The organism is Effusibacillus consociatus (genome assembly GCF_042652925.1).
In the GTDB taxonomy this organism is placed as follows: Bacteria; Bacillota; Bacilli; order Tumebacillales; family Effusibacillaceae; genus Effusibacillus; species Effusibacillus consociatus.
The window spans coordinates 25,656-47,048 of the sequence record NZ_JBHSHC010000132.1 but is presented as its reverse complement, the minus strand read 5'-3'; the positions used below and the strand labels follow the sequence as shown (position 1 = coordinate 47,048).

At 46.5% G+C, this 21,393-nt stretch carries 23 protein-coding genes; 15 read left to right on the top strand and 8 right to left on the bottom strand.

The genetic code is table 11. The annotated features are described in order from the left end of the window. Positions 1-45: 45 nt before the first annotated feature. Together ACFO8Q_RS19245 and fabZ are read left to right on the top strand one after the other, a co-directional pair. Positions 46-558 (top strand): CDP-alcohol phosphatidyltransferase family protein, encoded by a 513-nt coding sequence (locus ACFO8Q_RS19245; RefSeq protein WP_380028072.1) that lies wholly within the window; start codon positions 46-48, stop codon positions 556-558. 10 nt (positions 559-568) lie between these two features. Continuing rightward, entirely contained in the window at positions 569-1,000 is a 432-nt protein-coding gene (gene fabZ / locus ACFO8Q_RS19240; protein WP_380028069.1) for a 3-hydroxyacyl-ACP dehydratase FabZ, read from the top strand. Between the two features lie 204 nt (positions 1,001-1,204). On the opposite strand, the gene ACFO8Q_RS19235 is transcribed toward fabZ, so the two are convergent. Beyond that, positions 1,205-1,858 (bottom strand): YigZ family protein, encoded by a 654-nt coding sequence (locus tag ACFO8Q_RS19235; RefSeq protein ID WP_380028066.1) that lies wholly within the window; start codon positions 1,856-1,858, stop codon positions 1,205-1,207. A gap of 510 nt (positions 1,859-2,368) precedes the next feature. Between ACFO8Q_RS19235 and ACFO8Q_RS19230 the strand changes: the two genes are divergently transcribed. Both ACFO8Q_RS19230 and ACFO8Q_RS19225 read left to right on the top strand, forming a co-directional pair. Then, positions 2,369-2,926: a DUF5317 domain-containing protein gene (locus ACFO8Q_RS19230; RefSeq protein ID WP_380028063.1), complete on the top strand. Its 558-nt coding sequence runs from the start codon at positions 2,369-2,371 to the stop codon at positions 2,924-2,926. Then, on the top strand, positions 2,904-4,226 hold the full coding sequence (locus ACFO8Q_RS19225; protein ID WP_380028057.1) for an HD-GYP domain-containing protein: 1,323 nt from the start codon (positions 2,904-2,906) through the stop codon (positions 4,224-4,226). Before ACFO8Q_RS19230 ends, ACFO8Q_RS19225 begins: the two co-directional genes overlap by 23 nt. A 114-nt stretch (positions 4,227-4,340) precedes the next feature. Here the strand turns inward: ACFO8Q_RS19225 and ACFO8Q_RS19220 are convergent, their stop codons facing one another. The 6 genes from ACFO8Q_RS19220 to ACFO8Q_RS19195 form a co-directional block, all read right to left on the bottom strand. After that, positions 4,341-6,089 (bottom strand): DUF2325 domain-containing protein, encoded by a 1,749-nt coding sequence (locus ACFO8Q_RS19220; protein ID WP_380028055.1) that lies wholly within the window; start codon positions 6,087-6,089, stop codon positions 4,341-4,343. Between the two features lie 158 nt (positions 6,090-6,247). Beyond that, positions 6,248-8,539 (bottom strand): S-layer homology domain-containing protein, encoded by a 2,292-nt coding sequence (locus ACFO8Q_RS19215; protein WP_380028156.1) that lies wholly within the window; start codon positions 8,537-8,539, stop codon positions 6,248-6,250. A gap of 136 nt (positions 8,540-8,675) precedes the next feature. Continuing rightward, complete coding sequence (locus ACFO8Q_RS19210) at positions 8,676-9,749, bottom strand: PAS domain-containing sensor histidine kinase (protein ID WP_380028053.1); 1,074 nt, start codon at positions 9,747-9,749, stop codon at positions 8,676-8,678. 213 nt (positions 9,750-9,962) lie between these two features. Beyond that, on the bottom strand, positions 9,963-10,733 hold the full coding sequence (locus tag ACFO8Q_RS19205; protein ID WP_380028051.1) for a hypothetical protein: 771 nt from the start codon (positions 10,731-10,733) through the stop codon (positions 9,963-9,965). After that, on the bottom strand, positions 10,726-12,261 hold the full coding sequence (locus ACFO8Q_RS19200; protein WP_380028049.1) for an FG-GAP repeat domain-containing protein: 1,536 nt from the start codon (positions 12,259-12,261) through the stop codon (positions 10,726-10,728). Before ACFO8Q_RS19200 ends, ACFO8Q_RS19205 begins: the two co-directional genes overlap by 8 nt. Further along, positions 12,258-13,469 (bottom strand): O-antigen ligase family protein, encoded by a 1,212-nt coding sequence (locus tag ACFO8Q_RS19195; protein ID WP_380028047.1) that lies wholly within the window; start codon positions 13,467-13,469, stop codon positions 12,258-12,260. The genes ACFO8Q_RS19200 and ACFO8Q_RS19195 overlap by 4 nt, the downstream gene beginning before the upstream one ends. Positions 13,470-13,676: 207 nt before the next feature. Here ACFO8Q_RS19195 and ACFO8Q_RS19190 point away from each other — a divergent pair, with 207 nt between their 5' ends. Further along, the gene (locus tag ACFO8Q_RS19190; protein ID WP_380028158.1) at positions 13,677-13,859 is read left to right on the top strand and encodes a hypothetical protein; all 183 of its coding nucleotides are present in this window, start codon (positions 13,677-13,679) and stop codon (positions 13,857-13,859) included. 1 nt (position 13,860) lies between these two features. Continuing rightward, entirely contained in the window at positions 13,861-13,938 is a 78-nt protein-coding gene (locus tag ACFO8Q_RS19185) for a hypothetical protein (RefSeq protein ID WP_380028154.1), read from the top strand. Positions 13,939-14,212: 274 nt separating this feature from the next. Here ACFO8Q_RS19185 and ACFO8Q_RS19180 read toward each other — a convergent pair whose 3' ends face one another. After that, complete coding sequence (locus tag ACFO8Q_RS19180; RefSeq protein WP_380028045.1) at positions 14,213-14,503, bottom strand: DUF6429 family protein; 291 nt, start codon at positions 14,501-14,503, stop codon at positions 14,213-14,215. Positions 14,504-14,635: 132 nt separating this feature from the next. Between ACFO8Q_RS19180 and ACFO8Q_RS19175 the strand changes: the two genes are divergently transcribed. From ACFO8Q_RS19175 to ACFO8Q_RS19135, 9 genes are all read left to right on the top strand, one after another. Further along, positions 14,636-15,034, top strand: coding sequence for a nucleotidyltransferase substrate binding protein (locus ACFO8Q_RS19175; protein WP_380028042.1), 399 nt, complete (start codon positions 14,636-14,638; stop codon positions 15,032-15,034). Then, positions 15,031-15,228: a nucleotidyltransferase domain-containing protein gene (locus tag ACFO8Q_RS19170; protein WP_380028040.1), complete on the top strand. Its 198-nt coding sequence runs from the start codon at positions 15,031-15,033 to the stop codon at positions 15,226-15,228. Before ACFO8Q_RS19175 ends, ACFO8Q_RS19170 begins: the two co-directional genes overlap by 4 nt. Before the next feature lie 215 nt (positions 15,229-15,443). Next, entirely contained in the window at positions 15,444-15,836 is a 393-nt protein-coding gene (locus ACFO8Q_RS19165; RefSeq protein WP_380028038.1) for a hypothetical protein, read from the top strand. A 56-nt stretch (positions 15,837-15,892) separates the two neighbouring features. After that, a complete protein-coding gene (locus ACFO8Q_RS19160) occupies positions 15,893-16,189 on the top strand; it encodes a hypothetical protein (RefSeq protein WP_380028036.1) in 297 nt (98 codons plus the stop codon). Positions 16,190-16,385: 196 nt separating this feature from the next. Further along, positions 16,386-17,534, top strand: a complete 1,149-nt coding sequence (locus tag ACFO8Q_RS19155; RefSeq protein ID WP_380028033.1) for a D-alanyl-lipoteichoic acid biosynthesis protein DltD — start codon at positions 16,386-16,388, stop codon at positions 17,532-17,534. Beyond that, positions 17,531-18,721 carry an MBOAT family O-acyltransferase gene (locus ACFO8Q_RS19150; RefSeq protein WP_380028031.1) on the top strand — a complete coding sequence of 397 codons (1,191 nt, stop codon included), beginning with the start codon at positions 17,531-17,533 and terminating at the stop codon, positions 18,719-18,721. Before ACFO8Q_RS19155 ends, ACFO8Q_RS19150 begins: the two co-directional genes overlap by 4 nt. A 380-nt stretch (positions 18,722-19,101) precedes the next feature. Further along, positions 19,102-19,245, top strand: coding sequence for an AbrB/MazE/SpoVT family DNA-binding domain-containing protein (locus tag ACFO8Q_RS19145; protein WP_380028029.1), 144 nt, complete (start codon positions 19,102-19,104; stop codon positions 19,243-19,245). A 259-nt stretch (positions 19,246-19,504) separates the two neighbouring features. Beyond that, positions 19,505-19,666 carry a hypothetical protein gene (locus ACFO8Q_RS19140; protein ID WP_380028027.1) on the top strand — a complete coding sequence of 54 codons (162 nt, stop codon included), beginning with the start codon at positions 19,505-19,507 and terminating at the stop codon, positions 19,664-19,666. A 112-nt stretch (positions 19,667-19,778) separates the two neighbouring features. After that, the gene (locus ACFO8Q_RS19135; RefSeq protein WP_380028025.1) at positions 19,779-20,909 is read left to right on the top strand and encodes a glycosyltransferase; all 1,131 of its coding nucleotides are present in this window, start codon (positions 19,779-19,781) and stop codon (positions 20,907-20,909) included. Positions 20,910-21,393 lie beyond the last annotated feature (484 nt).

Genomic DNA, 21,393 nt, shown 5'->3' with positions numbered 1-21,393 from the left:
GACGTACAATGGTATTATTAGGGATGGGCAGTAGGGGGTTATTCGGTGTATTTGCCAAACTTACTCACGCTGGTACGCTTGGGATTGATTCCGCTCTATTTCATAGCATTCTTTTCAGCATCGCCTTGGAACATGGAGTATGCTTTGGGGATTTTGGTGTTGGCCGGATTAACGGACCTGCTTGACGGGTATCTCGCCAGAAAGTATAACTGGATCACACCGATTGGCGTTATCTTGGATCCACTCGCGGATAAACTGATGATGCTCTCCGTGATTCTGTCGTTTATACTCGATGGACGAATACCGTGGTTCGCAGCGGCTTTGTTGATCTTCCGGGATGCGGTTATGATTCTTGCATCGGCATTTTTCCATTTTCGGGCTAAACGGATCGTTCCCGCTACGTGGTGGGGAAAGACCACAACGGTTTTGTACTACTTTACGGTGGTGGCCATCATGTTTAGATGGTCGATAGCTGGTATGCTTCTATGGAGCACGATCTGTCTCTCGTTTATTACCAGTTTCGTCTATTTACACAAATTCCGCGCAATCAACAGGTAGGGGTGTACGAATGTTAAACATTGATCAAATTAAAGAGATTATTCCTCATCGGTATCCGTTCTTGCTCGTGGATCAGATTTTGGAGTTGGAAGTAGGGAAACGGGCAATCGGCATTAAGAATGTGACTGCGAACGAACCTTTTTTCCCGGGGCACTTTCCGGATTATCCTGTAATGCCGGGCGTACTGATTGTAGAGGCCATGGCTCAAGTCGGGGCGGTCGCGATGCTTTCGGAAGAAGAAAATAAGGGAAAATTGGGATTTTTTGCGGGGATTGATAATGTTCGTTTCCGACAACAGGTACGGCCTGGAGACACATTACATATGGAAGTTGAAATCTTATCGATGAAGCGGAGTATCGGGAAAGGGAAGGGAATCGCCAAGGTCGGGGATAAAGTGGCTTGTGAGGCGGAGTTGATGTTCGCGATCGTAGATCCGAAATAACTGCTTTAGGAACTAAACGACCGTGCCAGGGTCGTTTAGTTCTTTTTCCGACGCTTACTTTGAAGCAGCTTCACAGAGTTTATTTTATCACAATGGGAAGTATTAATATCATTGCTTACAGCGGTCAAATTTGAGGGGGAAATTCGTACGATCTGAGATGAACTATGACTCGAAATTCCGTTATCACAGAACTGAGACGCTGACTTATAGCTTTTTTACCAGCTTACCGTCCTGAATCGTAGCGTAGATACTCTCTCCGATCATAATTTCTGCTTGTCCATGAGTAGTGTTTGTGATCAGTTTAGCGTACCTTTCGGCTTCCTCCGCGGGGACCAATGCGGTTACACGTACACGATCCATGTATTCAATGTGATCCACGAAATACCCCGCCTGCAGAGTCTCGTTTTCGACTTTCCCTAACCAGGTGTAATCAATTCCTACGTGAATCATTTGAAAAAGGGATCTGGTGACGATACCGGCAGCTCGCAGGCCTGCTCCGGCAGTTTGTCCGTAAGCGCGGACCAATCCGCCCGCACCGAGCATGATACCGCCAAAATAACGGGTTACCACCACGGCCACATTTTTCAAACCTTCTTTTTTAATCACTTCAAGAATCGGTTTACCGGCAGTGCCGGACGGCTCTCCGTCATCATTTGATTTTTGAATCTCGTCATGCGGCCCGATTTGGTAGGCATAACAGTTGTGAGTCGCGTCCCAGTGCTTTTTTTGTATCGATTCGATAAACTTCACCGCTTCTTCTTCCGTTTCTGCAGGCATTGCATATCCGATGAAGCGGGATTTTTTTATGATGATCGTTTCTTCTCCGTAGCCTTTAATGGTCTTGTAGGATGTAAGCATTTCGAACTCCTTTTCCAAATGTGCATTGTACCGGCTCTCAGAATTGTACCAAAAATTACAGCCACTTGAACACACGATCGGGAATTATCGCGGAGATATCGGCGAATACGGCTTCAAAGTTAGAAAATTTTTTTCAATTTATGAGAATAGTACTATTGTCTAATTTTGTCACACTATGTAAAATGTACTTGGGAAGTGCTATGAAGTATAGACTTTATCTGGTCGCTTGGTCTATATGGAGCGAGTAGCGAACCCATCTTTCCTGACTATCAGGGAAGTGCGTTGAAGTACAGGCTGTATTTGGTCGCTTGGCCTGTATGGAGCGAGTAGCGAACCCACCTTCCTCCTACCAAAGGAGGGATCGAGATGAAGAAGCTCGTAACAGCTATTCTCTTGGTCGCAGGTATCGTGGCTGCGACCTCGGCAAACTTTTATATTTAATGCTGAGCTTTCATCTCCTGAAAAACACCGCTCATAAGTGGTGTTTTTCACTAATCAAGGAGGATTTCCATGTTTCTCGATTTCATCTTGTTTTCGTTTATTGTTGCATTTCTAAGAGGCGGTCGTGTACGCGAAATACCGATCTTTCAGAAACTGTACTTTCTAGCAGCTAGTATTCTGCTACAGCTTACTTCGGTGTTCTTGCACCAGTGGGCAAGCGTACTGGTATCGATTGCCTATTTGTGTGTGTTACTATTCTTTGTCAGCAATCGAGAGAATGAAGATATCCGAATTTTCCTGATCGGCTGGTTGATGAATGCAGTGGTAATCTGGGCGAATTGGGGTCGAATGCCGGTTGATCTCGACCAAGCAAGAAAAACCGGTTTACCGCTAGACCGTTTAATTCAAGGTACAGATTATAAGCATAGTATACTTACAGACTCCACTCATCTTCCTTTCTTGGCCGATATTATATATATGCCATTTCCCATTCCGCGAGTGATCAGTATAGGAGATATTTTCATTATGTTAGGGGCTTTTTTACTGATCCAACGACTCATGAATAAACCAATATCACTGATTCAATTGCGCGAGGGGAAGAATTATGGAGCTGCTACAAAAGGTTGAAAATCGTTTTGAATGGATGCGTTCAGTAGTAAAGGTTGGATTGCCCCTAGCGGCAGTGTTGATCTTTGTTTCCGTACTTCCGGAACTAGAGAAACGAGAACATTGGGGACCTCTTTTTACTTATACCTTACTAACTATCATTTGCTCCTTCTCGGTAATTCGCACCTTTAATTTTAAACTTACGTTAAATAATGCGGTCTTTTTTTCAGGCATACTTCTGTATGGGGCATCAATCGCCGCGTGGTCTGTTGTGCTGGAAGTATTAATCTTAGCGTTTTTAACTAGAATGCCTCTCTTGAAAGTATTAGCTAATGCGGGACAGATGCTGTTGACGGTCTGGTTGGTGGCTACACTCCAATCGTACCTGAATTCTTTCTCTTTGCCATGGATGCTGACTGATATCTTACTCATCATCGTGTATTGGCTGGCGAATACTTTTTTGTGTGCAATCGGAATTGCGTCCTTTAATAAAGTTTCTTGGATGACTATTGCTAAGGTTATGATTAAGGATTTCGCCTTATCGTATCTAATGGTAATGAGTTTAGGGGAGCTTGGTGCAAGGCTGGTAGAAATACATGGTATACTTGCACTTCTTCCTGTAACAATAGCATTCGGGGTTATCAGTGCAGTATTTTATAAGTACGCTACTGGGGTAAACAAACTCGAACAAAAAATGGAAGAAATCCGAGTACTAAACGAATCATTCCTAGCCGCAATGGCGGCGGCGATTGATGCGCGCGACCCGTATACTCATGGACATTCCTCCCGAGTCGCATTCTGGGCAAGGGAACTTGCTTCCGCCTTGGGGCTTCCGAACAAGCAAGTGGAGGAAGTGTATTACGGCGGTATTCTTCATGATATCGGCAAGATCGGAATCGAAGATGCGATCCTTAATAAAACAGGCAAGTTAACCCATGAGGAATACGATAAAATCAAACAGCACCCTGTGATCGGATATCAGATTGTAGAGCGAGCCGGGGTGTTCCCTGAACTGCTTCCGGCCATCCGCTCCCACCATGAACGAATCGACGGGAAAGGGTATCCCGATGGTTTGCAGGGCGATCAGATTCCATTGATCGCAAGAATTCTTGCCATCTCGGATGCTTTCGATGCAATGGTTTCAGATCGCCCCTATCGAAAGGGCATGCCGGTGGAGACCGCACTGCAGCAAATCAAAGAGGGAGCTGGAACCCAGTTTGATGAGGAGTTTGCGGCAGCGTTTGTGAAATTGGTGAGCTCACGCTCAACAGAAGAGCTTGAAGCGCTGAATCGTCGAGGCAGCAACGATAGCAACAAATGACTAGTCTGCAGGCAGAGCCTACATATTTGCAAGAAGCAAGTAGGGCAATGGGGATTTTAGGGATTCCAAATGGGTATGGAAACGGTTTGACAACATCATACATAAATCTGTCATCTACATGGGAGTGTTGTCCAGGATTGCACTGCCATTTTTTATATGCATTTCCAATTCGCGAACAATGGATGAGACGCCGCCTGAGAGTGGGTAGCGAACCGGTTTCTTTTGACGTGAAGATTCCTCCTTTACCATCCAATAAAAAGGATGATTGATCTGATGCGTGTTGCAGATTATGATATCCGCTTTTGCAACATATGGCTGCATGGAGCGTGGCTGGTTTTCTAAGACGAGGACCGATCCGCCCCGTGACCGAATCGCCTCTTCATATGGTGTCACCATGTTCGATTGGGCCCCGCAGATCAGAATGTGCATCCCCTGGAGTATTTGTTCCATTTCTCGTGAATTCTCGGATTTCGAACTATCGGTCTTCCCGGCTTTCCGACGGGTGGGGTGACCCGTGCCCGTTTCATCCGGTGAGAAGTGCTCATGAACGGTTAAAATCCGGTTGTTGTGTGGATGCCCAGCATCAAATAAAAGGGTCACCACGTCCCCAACAGTTACATTTTGCAGTTCATATGCATGAAGCGGTATAAACAGATCCTGGTCATACAAGTCCCGAACGCCAATCCAACCGGAACGATTCTCAACGATTCCAAGCAACTCCCGGTGATTGGAAGGTTCTACACCTTTACGCAGTACACAATATCTGTACTGTGGAAGTCCGGGTGCATACTCTCCCACCAGATGCCCCTCGAGCTCATCCCCATCTTCTGCTCCGATACTGTAGATAATTTTCTCTGAAACATACAAATCCATCTCCTGTTCTGCCCTCAAGAATCCAAACTTGGAACGAATCGGAATGTGGAGAATGCCTTGAACCACTGGCGGATAATTGAGTGCGTCAGGTTCTGATAAGGGAGTCGGATTCTCAACGTGCATTCTGAGATCAGACTCTGTTGTCGTTTCGGAAGCAGGGGAAAGTAAGTCGCGCAACCTGGCAACTTCCTCTTTTAACTGTTGGATCGTGGTTTGATGGCTCTCATTGATCTCCGATAATTGAAGGTTTCGGAACTCCAGTTTTTGAATTTGTTGTTGGGAACGGGTATAATTTCGTTCCATTAACTTTACTTGCCTTTGAGCGGCTTGCCGAAGCACTTGTTCATCTTGGAGTTTTTGTTGAAAAAGGGCCACCTGCTTCTGATGTTTCTTTCCGAGTTGTTGTACCACCCTCTGCAGGGCGTTTCTTTCATCACGCAGTTTTGACAGTTCATTACGCCATTTTTCTTCTTTCTTCTGAAAAGATTTTTTTAGATTCTCCAACAAGCGTGTCAGGCGACGGTTTTCTTTATCAACCGTGTTGTCCGAAATGGGAGAAGGATGATTGTCCGGTTGTGATTCAAAGGGGAGTTTTTCCTCAATAATCTTCAGGGCCAAATTTTGCAGGTCGTTACGGCCTGACAGCAGTAGTGCAATGGCAAGATCACCAGGGTAGATTTCCCTGTCAAGAGCTTGAACATCTGCAACGGTACATGAAATGGGGAGGGAATCGATTTGAGTTTCCAAATTGGGAAAGCTTGTCCGCAGTTGGTTGATGATCACAGAAGTGTCGGCATGGGTGGTGGGGAATACTTTTTTATGGAAGTAGGATCGCAACACGAAATACGGCACTTTTTCCGGACTGCGAAAGCCCGGGGGACAAATACCATACAGTTTACACACTACCGGCAGCTCTTCGGAGCCAAGGTTCTCGATGTACCAGGATTGCCACTTCTTGAGGAGTTCGTTTGAAAGATGCTGTTTGTACATACCATCACCCGATCCACTCTTGATTCTTCTATTGTAACATGATGAACTGCGGAAGGGAATTTCTTACATGTAAAATCTTGTATAACAATGAAGTTTCTCAATTTAAAAACCCTTATTCGAGTTCGAATAAGGGTTTCGTATTTGAAAAATAGAATTTCTTACCACTTGAAAACGGCGAATTCCGCCCATCCTTCTGCCGTGGCTGTTCGTCCGCGGTAGGTCGAATAGCCGATGGCCCCGTGATCTTTTGCCGCCAGCATGGCCGCCTGGATCTCTTCCCAGGTCGGGTTCTGATTCGAGGTCGTGAACATATTGTAAGACTGTCCAATCATATGAATCGGCATATCTTGACGGGTCAATTCACGCATCTTGGCCATCTCGGCAGCTACCGCCTCATAGGTTTCTTTGTAGGTGTAGGGTCTTTCTTTATAGTGCCAGTACAGCATCGGTGCCATAATGTCGTAATACTTTGTATAGACCGCCCACGGCTGGCTTTTTCCCCATGTAGCCGGGTACACCACCGCCATCATCGGGTAGTTGGGCCCCATCGCATTCCGGACCGATTTTATATACTCCTCTTGATGCCATTGGTCCAGATTTTCTTCCAAATCGGCCGCCAATCCGTCAAATTTCTGCCCGGTCGGCGTTGCATAATTCAGTGTGTCAATCGTCTGTTGGGCATCTGCATAAGGATTTTTGTTTGCCGCATACACCCAACCGATTACCGCAATTCCAGCTGCATGTGCTTGATGGAGGAAATCATCCATCGAATCCTGTCCGAAAAATCCGTCCAGAGTCGTGGTTGTCAGAAGGTATACATGCGTCACTTTTGCATCCTTGAGCCGCTTAATCGTATCCTGAACAGGGTAGTTCTTCCAATCCCGCCACATCATCCAATCGCCTTTGCCGCTGACCAGATCGGTGGCAGACGCATAGATCGTCACTTCCTGCGAAATGGATTTTCCGTTGTATTGGGCAGTAATTGTCACCGGACCTTTCGTTCCTCCAGCCGTAAATGTGCCGATTGCCGGGTTGTTGGTCGAACCGATTGTGCCCCGGCTTGAATCGCTAACGCTAAAGGTGACAGGCACCGGAGGAACTTCATTGTCCCACTGGTCGTATGCACTGCTTTTTAACTCCACGGTTGATGCTGCACGGATAAACGTGGATGGAGCAACAAGCAATTTCAATTTCGCCAAATCGCCGGGTACGACTTTGAAGGCGGCAGAACCATTGGCAACAGTTCCCGGGCCTGAAACGGTTGCCGTATATGTTCCGGCTTTTGTCTTATTGACCGTAAAGCTTGCTTCCCCGTTCACTGTCGTTGCTTCAACGGTGGATTGTCCATCCGGGCCGTTGATGGTCAGGGTCAGCTTGCGGTTGTTGTCTGTTGGAACCGGCTGCCCGTTCTCATCGTTCACTTTGGCCGTAAGAGTTACGGGGTGTGTCGGTTTAAAGGAGCCGTAGGAAGCGGATGTGAATGCAAGGTGTTTGGGTTCTTCCACTGTTACATTTGCGCTGGCCGTGACCGGAGACTGTCCTTCTTGCAGAATGGTGGCGGTTATAACGCCGGAACCTGCTTTTGTGGCGGTAAACACGGTGCCTTCAAGGGTACCGATATCGCCACTAATGCTCCATGAGACTGTTTTTCTGCTTAGGAGCTGCCCGTTTCGATCATAGGTTTTGGCGGTCAGCTGCTGTGACTGTCCCTTGAGAATTGCAATGGGGTTCGGTGCGATCTCGATTGATTTGACGGTTGGATTCGTCATTTCTTTCAGCTCTTGAAGTTTCTCACCCGGAACATTGATCATTTTGTAGATCATGATCGAAGCGGCTGCCCGGGATGCCGGATTCAGAGGTTTAAACGTCTGATCTGGAAACCCGGCCACAACATCAAGATACTTGGAAGCGGCAACCGGTTTTTTTGCATATAGTGAAATCCGATTGAGATCGGAAAAAGGAAGTGAAGTTTGTACGATCGTGTCAGGAACGTCCGAAGTTTTTAATGCTCTTGCGATCATTGTTGCCATGTCTTGGCGTGCTATCACATCGTTGGGAGAGAACTGACCAGGAGCAGTTCCTGCAATGAGGTTGTTCTGATACGCGGTCTGAATAAATCGATAGGCGTAGTGATTTGTCGGTACATCTCGAAATGCGGGCGGCCCCTCGGAGACAAGCGGAAGTTTCATCGCTTTCACTAACAGAATTGCGAATTCTGCACGGGTGATATTGTCGTTGGGGGCAAAGGTCGTTCTACTTCTGCCTGATACAATTCCTTGTGCAGCGAGTGCGGCGATTGCTGATTCGGCGTAAAAACCGGGTGGAACATCCGCGAATCGTGTCGTTGACTCAGCGGCCATACCGGTCGGTAAAGGGGCCGCATGCAGCATCGCTAAAGTCCCAGCGAGGGCTCTCAGCGAGAGTTGGTGCAAACGAGTTTTTTTGGACATGTTCAATTGTATATACCCTCCCAGAGTTTCCTGATTATAGGAATTCGACACATCCACCCAAAATCCTACAAGCAGTCTAGTAAAATCTTCTAGAAGGAAAAAAGAAAAGTCAGGCCATGAGTCGGCTCTGACGGTCTTAGTTCACAGGCAAAAACACGTTTACGATTGTTCCTTGGTTGATTTCGCTTTCTATGGAGATGCTTCCGTGGTGATTTTCGATAATCTTATAAGTTACCATCAATCCCAAGCCGGTTCCTTTTTCCTTTGTGGTATAAAAAGGCTCGCCCAACTTGGGGATTCTCTCCGGGGGAATTCCGTGCCCTTCATCGATGAAACGAATCAAAATCCGGTTGACGCCATGTGTCCTCATTTCAATCACGATCTTTCCGCCATCGGGCATCGCTTCAATGGCGTTTTTGAGAATATTGATAAACACCTGTTTGATTTGGTTATCTTCGCATTTCACCAATGGCAGATCGGATTCGAATTCGGTCAAAATCTGGACATTGCTGAGAATGGCCTGAGTATCGAGCAGTGCAATGATATTGTTCAGCAGAATGCGTATGTCGTGTGGTTGATAGTTGGACACCTGAGGTTTCGCCAAAACCAAAAACTCATCTACAATCAATTCGATCCGTTCCAGTTCGGACAGCATAATCGCAGAATACTCTTCCTTGTAAGTTCCTGACTGCAGCAGTTGGATAAATCCTTTGAGAGCGGTTAACGGGTTTCGAATTTCATGGGCCACTCCGGCGGCCAACTGACCGAGCGCAGAGAGCTTATCCGATTTTCGCAGAAGTTCTTCGGTTCGTTTCCGTTCGGTGATGTCTTTCATGATTCCAAAGACTCCGACCATTTTCTCGTTAACGATAATAGGAACCCCAATTACATTCACGTCGATTAAGCGCCCGGACTTATGAGTGATGGCCACTTCCATGTTCTGCGGTTCGCCTTCCACTAATTTTTGAAAGTGAAAAAGCGCCCGTTCCCGATCTTCCGGAACAATAAAGGGCGCGAAAAATTTGTTAAGCAGTTCTTCCCTCGTAAACCCCGTAATTGTTTCTGTAGCTGGGTTGATGCTTTGAAAATTTCCGGTCAGGTCCAAAGAAAAGATTGCATCCGGATGGTATTGAAATAACGACTGATATTGCTCGCTCTCTTGTACCTGTAATTCCGAGGGACGCCTGGATGATTTCATTTGCGGGTTCAAGTCTATACCTCCACACGGACAAGGATCAGCTGTGATCTGGCAGTCAAAAACTGGACTTCTGAGTCAATTGTGGTTTAAGTTACAAATCTCGTTTTATTTTATCTTCTACATATTACGAAGGATGTCCTGCCTATATCGGGGTCGAGTGAGAAAATTTGTCGAAATTGCACAAAAAAAGGGCCCGCCCGTATAAGAGCGAGTCCTGCATCCAAGTTAGCGCTTTTGTTCTTTCAAATGCTTTTCCAGTGCCGCCGGCATTTCCACTTTCGTGGTGCCGATATCGAAAAATTTGATGGCAGCCTCCGAGAACAATGTGCCCACATCATCAACCGCGCTTGTCGAGACAATATCAATCTGTCTGATAAATCGATCCTTCTTATCGATATAGATGGTATACCGGCTGGGGATCGATTTTCCCTGTGGAGCGGGCAGACCCGCAACCGCCACTGCGTCCGCCTCGAATTCATAGACTTCCGTATCGTTGGGGGTGAGCATCGAGATGTCCTTCTGACGGTATACTTTGGACAATTGCGCATTGCTCAAGCGTTCCAACGAACCCCAAGTGTCGGGCAGCCGGATGCGTTCAACCGGCCGCCAGACATCCTCTTTCCGGTAGTAGGTGATATTTTCATCCTGGTAAACGTAGTACGACCTGCCGTCCACACTCTGGGACATTACGATTTTATCAGGGAGCACCACATGGCCGAAGACCCTCGATTCGTGGTATTTATTCTGCTCTCTTGTTCTCAGATCTGCCTGCACGCTAAAGTTTGTGATCGATTTGCTCACCCGAACCGCTTCGAGAATGGTTCTCCAACCGTTCTCGTCCAGTTTCTTTTCTTTCTTCTCGATTGGAATATCTCTTGAATCCGGTGCGGTGATCAGCGGGCCGCATCCACCTAGCAGCAGGGCAAGCGACAGGGTGAGAACAGCCGTCCGCAGCAGCTTTTGCTTCAACCGAAATGGAACTCGAATGTTACGCATTGCGGCGTTCCCTCCTTTGTACAATTTGGCAGCCATAACCCGCAAGCACCAATGCTGCATAAATGCCCGTAAGAATTGCCGGCACCGACATGTCCATCGGCTTTAGCACAATAATCCGGGGTCGCCCGTAGGACCCGCTTACCCACGTATCATCCGAAACGGGGAAAGGGAACAGCAGACTGGATTTGAATACTCGCCACTCACGCCGCAGTTCGCCATTCTGCCATGTATACCCGGTAAGGTAACGGGTTTCCTGATCGCGAATCAAACTCGGGTCCTGCGTGACAATCAGAGGTTGATTCGTTCCTTCTTGTTTGGTAACAAACTCGAATCGGAAGGATCTCTTGCCGCTTTCCCAGATCTGCTCAAAGTTCCGATCCCGATTCAGTTTCAGGATCTTGGCGGGTGTCGAGTTCACCATCACTTCATCCAGTCCGTCGCCATCGATATCGCCGATGACCAGATTTCGGGCAATAGGCTGTTCCCAGCTGCCTTTGTATGTGGCAATTGGAGAATCGGTTGGCGAAGCTTCGTTTATCAAACGGATTTCATTGTTCCCCAGAAGCAGCAGTTGGGTGCTTCCGTCAGGAAGAAACTTGCCTTTGCCGATCAACGTCGCACCCGGGTACTGCGGACGGGCCTCTCGACCGAAAGTGTTTTCCCAATTTTTTCGCGAAGTGTCTACTGACCGATTCGCGCGATCATCCATCGCAATCGTAACGGTCAACGGATCAAGGAAACTGGTCAGCACCGTCTGGGGTGAATCCGCTTGGGTAAAGTGCTGCTTGACGGCCCCATTTTCGATCGTCCAGCTGGAAGCATAGTATGGAAAACCCGCTAAACCGAATGATGGAAAGGGAAGGGAGGACATCTCCTCTTTCGACACCAGTTGTTTTTCGTACCCCTCGGTTGGAAGGAAGCGCAGTACATCCACATTTTCGAGCTGCTGTCTCTGTTTCTCGGCCGATACCAGCGGCGGTCTTTCTTTGGGATCGATCTGGGCTTCCTTGATCTCCTGGTCGGTTAATTTACGGAAATCGCCGAGTGTATAGAGAGTAGAGCCCTGGTTGACCAACGGATAGACCGGAAAAATGGGACGGAGGTCCAACGCTTCTGTTTCATGCTCAATCCGCAGCTTGCCGTAAAAAGCCATTTCCGGGAGAGGAACCACAGACAGCAGAACTGTAACAGCCGTAAAAACCGTTAGTGTACTGCGCCATGTTATGCCCGCATACGATGAAGCAATCCATCCCAGAAGGAGGAACATAACCGGAAGATTAATGAGCTTCCAGATCAGATAGTCTGCGAAAATATGCATCAAACCGTAACTGACCAGAAGAATCAAAATCGACAGCAAAGAAAACGTCCGGCGCCAAGGACGCGGAACCGCAAAGAATGCGAGCGCCGTCCCTGCAATCAGAATCGCCAGTCCGATGTAGGACAAATCAAGCAGCAAAGGAGTCACAATCAGTTGATAAAACGCCACTAGAAAAACGGCATAGAGAGCTGTGAACACGGTCTTTTTCATTTCTGGCTGGCCTCCTTCTCGGAAGAACCGGTGAGAATCACAGTCAAGCTGACAATGAACCAGAACAGGAAGTTCATCGCCGGGACTTCAAATACGTTCTCCACCGCATTTTGGACAAGGACTGCCAGAACGGAAGTAAACATTCCAAGCAGAAGCGGCCACTCCTGACGTGCTTGCAACGGTTTGAAAATCCGCGTGTACAAATTACGGATCACCGTGCCAAATAACGCCAACATCACCGACAGGCCCAGGAGACCCATCTCGGCTAACGTTTTCATGTAATAGTTATCGACATATCGAATGTCAAAGTGACGGGCTGCAACCGCCCCGCCGAAATGTCCCATGCCCGCACCAAAAAAAGGGTTGTACCGCATCGCGTCATACGCCGTTAACCAGCGCGCGATTCGTCCGTCCCGGGCGGCTTTCTGCCAGTACAAAGGATCGAATAAATTGAAAATCCGGTCCTGGATCTGCGGGATCAACAGAGCTGCCACCGCCCCGATGAGGATCAAGATCAACAGACGACGATTAAACAGAGCTGCTGTTACCGTAAGCGCGACAAACAGTGCCAACCAGGCGCCCCGCGTAAAAGTAAAGAGGAGAGCAGCGAGTGTAATGAAAGCAACGAATCCAAAGAACAAGCGCTCCTTGGTCGAACGGGATGCCCAAGCCATTCCGGCTGCCATCGGGAACATCATGATCATATAACTGCCCATGATATTGGGGCTGCCGAAAATAGAATAGGCACGCGTCCGGACAGTTTCAGTCGCATCCACCCAACCGGGCGGCATAGGAGCTTTTGTGATATATTGGTAGACCCCATGGAGTCCGATAATCAACCCTGCATATAAAGAATAGCGAATCAGTTTTCCCGCCAGATCCTTGTCGATCAGGAATGGAAGAATGAAGGCATAGAACGAATAGGTATAAATCGCCCGAAAACCTTCAAGGTCAATTGTAAAAGTGCTGAGCCCGATCGCCAGATACGCAATCCCCAACAGAATGAATCCTGTTAAGATCCGGTGATAAGGAAGCTGCTCGAATCTGTCGCCAGCCAAATAACGTCCCAGCGCAAGGGCAGCAAGCCCGACGAGGATCAGATCATCCCAGACAGATCCGAGAAAAGGAACTTTCCGTAAAAGGAAATCCACGATTGGGAAAAAAGCGAGTGCGACAAGACTCCAATACTTCAACCGTTCAATTTTCACTGAATAATTCTCCTTCCGATTCATTCCCTGTCCGATTATACCATAACAACAATATGGAACGGTGCTACGGGAATGTGAAGAAAGTGAGGAAAAATTTGCTTGTCTTATACGGAGTTTCGGAATATGATATTGCTGTAAATGCAAAAGAGGATTTTTCCATTTGCTGACGGATATTCATCTATCGATGTAGTAAGGGGAGAAATACGGATGTTGAAAAAAGGGGTACTGCTTTCACTGCAGGCTCTGGTATTTGCTGCGGGAGTCGGATGCTGGACAAACATTGGCAAGAAAGGAGATGCGCTGCCGAATTTTACTGCGATGGCTGCTTCGGCGGTCGAAACTGCAAAACACATTCCGCATCTTGTTGAATGGGCAGCAGGTTCATTTTGACGTGGAGCCCCAAATCATCGATGGACGCACCTGCGTTCCGTTTCGCAAGTTGATGGACGAATTCGCGTGGAACGGCTAGTTGGACTGCATACGGCGGGGGGAATCGATTTTTCTACCTCCTCAGTTCCCACTGGTTCCGGCTCCAGTTCCGCTCCCACTTCCACCTACTCCTACAATCCTCCGCCACCCCCACCACCGCCTCCGACGAACCTCTAATGAACGGATCGTAATGGAAGTTAGGATGAAGCCTTCCATCAGGAGACACGTCAATGAAAATTGAGTTCATTGATGATCGGATTAGATATCCTCTTGAGTGGGAGGTTTCCGATCGACTTAGAGAGAATGGAGATCTATCAAAGTCGTTTAATGATGAGTTTAAAAACGAAAAGAGGGCTCCATGTCCCTTCTTCTTGTTTGGAAATCATTCGGGAAACGTATTCTTCCCATTCCCTCAATAAACCAGCGGTTTTCGTGTCCGTGATCACTCCTTCTTCAGCTAATTCGTTCAGCGCGTCGAAATCATATCCTTTCCAACTGCGTCGATATTCGAAGCCCCATTCCTTTTCAATCCATGAATTAAGATAAAGAAGCAGGAGCGTCAATTCTTTTATGTGTTCCTTGAGATCCACATCTTCGTCCTTCATAATAATTCCCTCCAGTTGCAACAAGATCTTGTGAAACACAACTATATTATAGCTCAAGGGGGCCAACCCGGTTAGTCAGTATTGGTTTTGTGGTATAATTTTCAAAAACATACGGAAAAAAGTGAGGTATGAATGATGAGCGCCGAGATAAGATGGAAACAACGCTTTCATAACTTTCAAAAAGCGTTCAAAAATCTAGAAGAGGCTCTGGCTAAAACGGAACTTTCCAAGTTAGAAAAAGCCGGAGTCATTCAGATTTACCGGTTTACCTTCGAGTTGGCATGGAAGACGACCAAAGATTATTTGGAGGAAAAAGGAGTTTCAGTAAAATTCCCTAGAGACACCATCAAGGAAGCATTCAAATACGAAATAATAGAAGATGGTGAATTATGGCTGGATATGCTGCAAAAGAGAAATCTCATGGAACATACTTACGATGAAGCCTTGGCAGAACTCGCTTATAGCCTGATTGCTGATCATTACTATGCCGCTTTGAGACAAGTCTTGTTGAAGCTGGGAGCGGAAAAATGAATCAATTTGGTATATCAGAGAAATCGTTTCAGTTATTGTTGGATACCTTTATGCAATATACTCAAGTGGAAGAAGTGATTCTTTTCGGCAGCAGAGCAAAAGGCAATTGTAAAAAAGGAAGCGACATTGATTTAGCAATCAAAATCAAGGGAGAAGAATGTTCAGCGAGTCTGGCTCTGACACTACAATCCTAATGAGGAATTACCTAGCCCTTATACCGTGGATGTAATTGACTATAATTCTTTGGATCATACGGAATTAAAAGAACATATTGATAGAGTTGGAATAAAATTGTATAAACGATGAATCATTAATACGCCTCTCGAGCCCATATATGTACTCTGATACATTTTGTATCTCTTGCGCTAAGTAATCACAGGTGAGAAAATACAATCAGGAGATGATTCAAATGGATGAGTTGAAGTTTTTCATGATTCAAGTAATGGAACAGTTTGACGGAATGAACAAACGGTTCGATGCAATTGATCAAAAATTTGATGCAATCGACAAACGGTTTGATGGAATGAATAATCGGTTTAACGGAATAGACGGACGGTTGGAGAAAATTGAAGAGCGCTTAGGTGCTCTTGAAGAATCACAACGTGTAATAATCCAATCCCAGCGTGAGCTTGAGAAAAGACATCATAACTTTGAAAAGAAGCTCGATCACGCACTGGCGAATACCGCAAAAATCCAAGAGGATATGGTTGGTTTAAGGAGGCGGGTTTTTACTGCTCTTAACAACAGTGCAACAGCACTTGCTATCGTTACCGAGCAAAATCAACAAAAACAAGCAGAATAACACAACACTCCTTAGTGATTGCGAACGTGGGACCATTCAAGTAGGAGAGGATTCGAATGGAGGAGATTAAAGCTTTACTCACTCAAATGGATCAAGAGATGAAACTGACCCATGAAGAGCTTCGCCAAGAGATGAAGTTGACGCGTGGAGAGCTCCGCCAAGACATGAAAATGATGCGGGAAGAATCGAAGCCAATGTTTAGTGCGTTGAAGGAAGCCAATGAGTACACACACGCTAAACTGGAAGCCTTAATTATGGATGTTCGTAATCTTCAGGGTGAAGTGGAATCCTTAAAGGAACATCAACAAGATCTCGATCTGATCGGACGAATTCGAAAAGCCATCACGGAATAATACCATATACTACATAAGCACTCCCACTTGCCAGTCAAGTGGGAGTTTTTGTCGGATTCGATGATAATTTGACGTTCTTCCACAACTCCCTTTACAATTAACCCATACTCTTATTATTGAATTCATCTGGGGGCACCGGACGTCGGGGTTTCCCCATTTCCTATTTATTGGACAAGCAACACGTGGAGGAACGTTGATGAGACATATCTTGTTTTTTGTTTTTCTGGCCTTTTTTCTTGTTCTTGGGCATGTAATGACCCCCTGGGCGATTGCAAAAGGATACGGATTTGGCGAGAACTATCGCTTTACCCAGGGCCCAAACACCACCTTTCATGAAGTGGAGTTATTTGTCGATGCGGCGAAACGGACAGAAGCCCACAAAATTGCTTTTGTCGGCGATTCCGTTGTGAATAGTGTGTTTGCGAAGCCTGGTGAAACTCTCCCCGTTTATTTGGAACAAAGCTTGTCTGCCAATCAGCCGCGGGTAGAGGTGTATAACTTCGGGATGCAGGGGGCCTTGCATTTTGACTACTTCCAAATGATTCGGTATCTGCACGAACAACAAGCGGTCGATGAATTTGTGATCAATCTGTCGTACCCCTTCTTCTCGAACAAACTGGCCTCGGGCCGTTCCCTTTATTACCGCATGCTGTATCCTGTGATCCGTCCCGGAGAATTGGAGCGCATTGGGATCGACTACAAACCCAAGCAAGAAGAGAAAGTGGAAGTCGGCAACACCAAACTCGAAAGCTGGGTCGTCGACCACTTGATTAGCAAGTACAATCCGTACAGGTATCGGGATGATCTGAATCATATTCTGTTCGATGGACATCCGGTAAGCAAGTCCAAAGAATGGATCGATCAAAAAGTTTTGAAGAAACCGGCGATCCAGCCGGAGAATCCAACGGAACCTCCATCTGAAAAGGATTTGGAAGTAAACAAATACAAATCGTGGACGGAGTTCGGTTGGTCCGAAAAAGACATTACCCATTTGGCTAACGTGTATTCGGTGGCGGATTTGCGCAAGGATCCAACCAACGCAAAACCCTTTTTTGAATTGCTGGAGTATGCAAAACAGAACAACATTCGGTTAACGGTGGTGGTAACGCCGATCAACTTTACGCTGCTCCACAAATACAAGATTTTCGATGAGAACCGCTACCATCAAAATATGCAATATCTGAAGGAGCAAATTGCCCGATACGGATTCACCACTCTTGATTTTCAAGGACAAATTCCGAATGAATATTTCCATGATTCGTTGCACCTGCTCGGCCCCGGGAACCAATTGTTTGCCGAAAAGATCGCAAACGAGATGGTCCGGCAAAGAGGTGGTAAGCTTTGATCTTTAATACGTGGGCATTCGGGCTTTTTCTGCTTCTGACGGTTGTTGTCTATTGGTGTTTGCCTGGCAAGTGGAGACATGTCTTTCTGCTGATCGCTTCTTTCCTGTTTTATGCGTACTATTTTCCGCCTTACACATTCCTGATTTTATTTATGGCTTTGGTGGTATACGGTTTGTCACTGATCATGACAAGCCGGATGGGAAGATGGCGGAAGACTGTTTTTATCTTGGGGATCGTGTTCTGTCTGAGTTTTCTGGTCTATTACAAATACACAAAAATGATTCTGAGAACGTGGAACGAACTGGCTGCCGTCTTCCAAGGGCCGATTCTTTCCATACCTGACCTGCTTGTTCCTTTGGGGCTGTCTTTTTTCGTTTTCGAGTTTGTTCATTATCTGGCGGATTCTTACAAAGGAAAAGCGGAAAAAGTCTCGATCACCGAATTCGGTTTGTTTGCGATGTTCTTTCCGACTTTGGTCGCAGGCCCCATCAAACGGTTCCAGCCTTTTATCGATCAATTGCGCCGCATTCGGTTCAGCTGGGATCATTTCACGGTTGGGTTGCAAAGAATCGTCATTGGTATCGCCAAAAAAGTGATGATTGCCGATCCGATGGACCACTTCCTGCACCCGCTGTTTAAACCGCATTCTGCAACAGATGCGGAACTGTATGCAGCGGTTTTGGCCTATGCGATCAAGATTTATGCGGATTTTTCCGGGTACAGCGATATCGCGATCGGGGCAGCCAGGTTGTTCGGGTATCAAATTCCGGAAAACTTTCTCTACCCCTACTTCCGCCGTAATATCGCGGAGTTCTGGAACCACTGGCATATTTCGTTGTCCAGCTGGATCCGGGATTATATTTACATTCCGCTTGGCGGGAGCCGGGGGACATTGGCTTTTGCAATTCGGAATTCATTGATTGCCATGGCATTAAGTGGTCTCTGGCATGGAGCCTCGTGGAATTTTGTGGTATGGGGGCTGTGGCATGGAATGGGGCTTGCCGGTTTGCGCATCTGGAACTATGGATTGAAACAGGCCGGAATTCCGAAAGAGAAACTTTCCTTTTTGACCCCTTTTTCGGTTCTGCTGACATTCAGTTTCGTTTGCGTCGGATGGGTATTCTTTGTGGTAACGAATCTTTCGGATGCATTTTACATCGTAATGCGAATCCTGCAGATGAAGTGAGGGATACAATATGACGATCAAAACATTGTTTCTCAGTTTGTTTCAGGCGTTTCTCTGTTTTGTTTTAATCATTCTGATCCTGCTCTTCAGCACGGGAGTCGAATCCAAATTTATCTACACCGATTTTTAAACGGGTCTGAAACTTTTTCTCGCTCATGACGTCTATAGATATGCAAGACCCGAGCTTTTTCCCCTTTTAAAGAGGTGCCTTTCGGGGCACCTCTTTCTATATTGCTATCAGGGGCAATCAACAAATCGAGTACAGTTGACTTGCGTGAGTTTGTGGTATTTTTCGTGTGTTTGTTGATTCCGAAAGGTTGTTTGTAAAAAATGGACAGGTATACTGTAATTACAGATCAACTGAAAAGGTGGATTTCAAGATGAGCGGAATCATACAGCAGGTTCAAAAACGTATGCTTATCAGTCTAGCTCAAGTTGCGAAAGATTTAAACTTGCAGGAAGGCGACCATGTATTGATTGAAGAACGAGACGGCGGAATCTTTATTAGACCGACACGACTTTGATAAATGAACCGGGATTGAACAAAAACAAGCTCGTAAAGCATTAAGGCTGTTGGCCGAGGATCCAAGGTACCCATCTTTACAGATCCATAAGGTTCGAGGTACTGCTTTTTGGGAAGCGTACGTTACTATGGATATCCGACTGATCTTTGAAAACAATGGAGACACATTGGTTCTTCATGCGAGTGGACATCGTGACATACTCAGGAAATTTTAACCGGCCCGATCGTTAACGTTTCGGACCAAATCGGGTATAGTTGCCTTGCGTGAATTTTTGGATGCTACGAGCAAGGAATCAAAAGAAAAAGGAATTACAGAAGAGGAACTGTTGAAGGAATTGGAAAAGGTGCGAGAGGAATTGTGGACGTTCCTAGAATATTTTGCCATCTATACTCCATCTGAATTTCTCCTGCAATGGCAGTAATTGCACCCGCGAGTACTAGCTACCAGCCTATTGATCTGCTATGATCATCTTAATATTATTTTTACATATGGAATTCACTATCTGTGGGATGAAGGCGTGGTGAACAGGGGCAATGGGGGAACCGACAAAAGTTCTCTATATCATCGGAGGCGGAGAATTTGGAGGGGCTGAGCAGCATTTGCTCGGGCTTGTAAAATCGTTGGATCGCAATCATTGGGCTCCGCATGTGGCTGTATTCTACCAAGGGGAACTTGCGGAGCGGCTGCGTCAGTTGCAGATCCCTGTTACAGTCCTCACACCAACGAACGTGTCCGGGTTAATCGGGATTGTTCCCGTGCGCAAACTGATTCGTGAATTGAAACCGTCGATCATACATACCCACGGTGTCAGGGCGAACCTCTCCGGCCGCCTGGCAAATAAAGCGGAAGGCTGCCCGGCCAAAGTGGTTACCACCATACACAGCATCTTGACACTGGATTACCCCGTGGCATGGAAGAGGATGCTGTTCGGATTTCTTGAAAAATGGACCTGGCGCTATGTGGATCATTTTATCCTTGTATCCCGGACCATGCGGGACAGCCTGGTCAAAGAGGGTCTGCCCGAAAAAAGGTCTTCGGTGATTCATAATGCCATTGATCTTCCGGAAAAACCGTCGGTTCGGACAGAGTATTCCAAGCTGCGGGAAGAATTGGGGCTGCCGCAGGACACAAAATTAGTAGGTACTGTTGCCCGCTTGCACAAGGTGAAAGGGCATACCTACTTGATTCAGGCGGCTCAAAGGCTGAAAGATAAGTACCCGAACCTCCATTATGTTTGGGTTGGCGGCGGTGAAATGTATCAACAGTTGAAAGAAGAAGTCCGGGCTGCCGGACTTGAAGAGAGGATTCACTTTCTGGGTGTCCGGCAGGACGTTTCGGAACTGCTGCCTGAATTTGACTTGTTTGTACTCCCGTCCATATATGAAGGGTTTGGCTTGGTGGTCCTTGAAGCCCAACTGGCCGGCCTGCCCGTGATTGCCAGCGCGGTGGGCGGGTTGTTGGAAGTTGTCGACGATGGCCATGACGGCCTGCTTGTCCCTCCGCAAAATGCGGATGCTTTGTCCCAAGCGATCGATGAGGCATTGTCGATGCCCGAACGCTCCCGGCAGATGGCGCTGGCCGGGCAGGAAAAAGTTTTTCGACACGGTTCTCTTGAGCGGTTGGTTCAGGAAACTACGAATGTTTACAAAAAATTAAAAAGTTGATATCAAAAATTTTTTATTCAAACCTTGTAACCTTTTTATACCCAATAACGTCTATATCTAGTGGCAGGGGTACGCTTACTGCCGCGAGGGTGTGGATGTTTTTTATTTTTTATTTTCCAACTATTCTAAGGGGAAACTATTGCCAAGCAATGGAAAATGGTATAAAATCTGATAGTGATACATATGGATGGCAGGGATGGTTTACAAACAGAACAATTTTGTGGGTAAGACTCCAAGCCTATTTACGGAATGGGGTTGGAAAGTTTATAATGGCATGGTAAGTTTTTTATTTTCTGCCAATCGACACATAGTTTTGGCAATCCCAGACAGAAACTGCCAATACATATAAGGCGGATTGCAAAAAGGAATTCCTCGATTCTTGTCGTATTACTAGTAGTGTGAGATTGATACGGCGATTCTATTGCCGTTTTAGTAGAGAAATTGACACTGAGGGGAGTGATGTTGTCCTACGGGAACAGGCGCT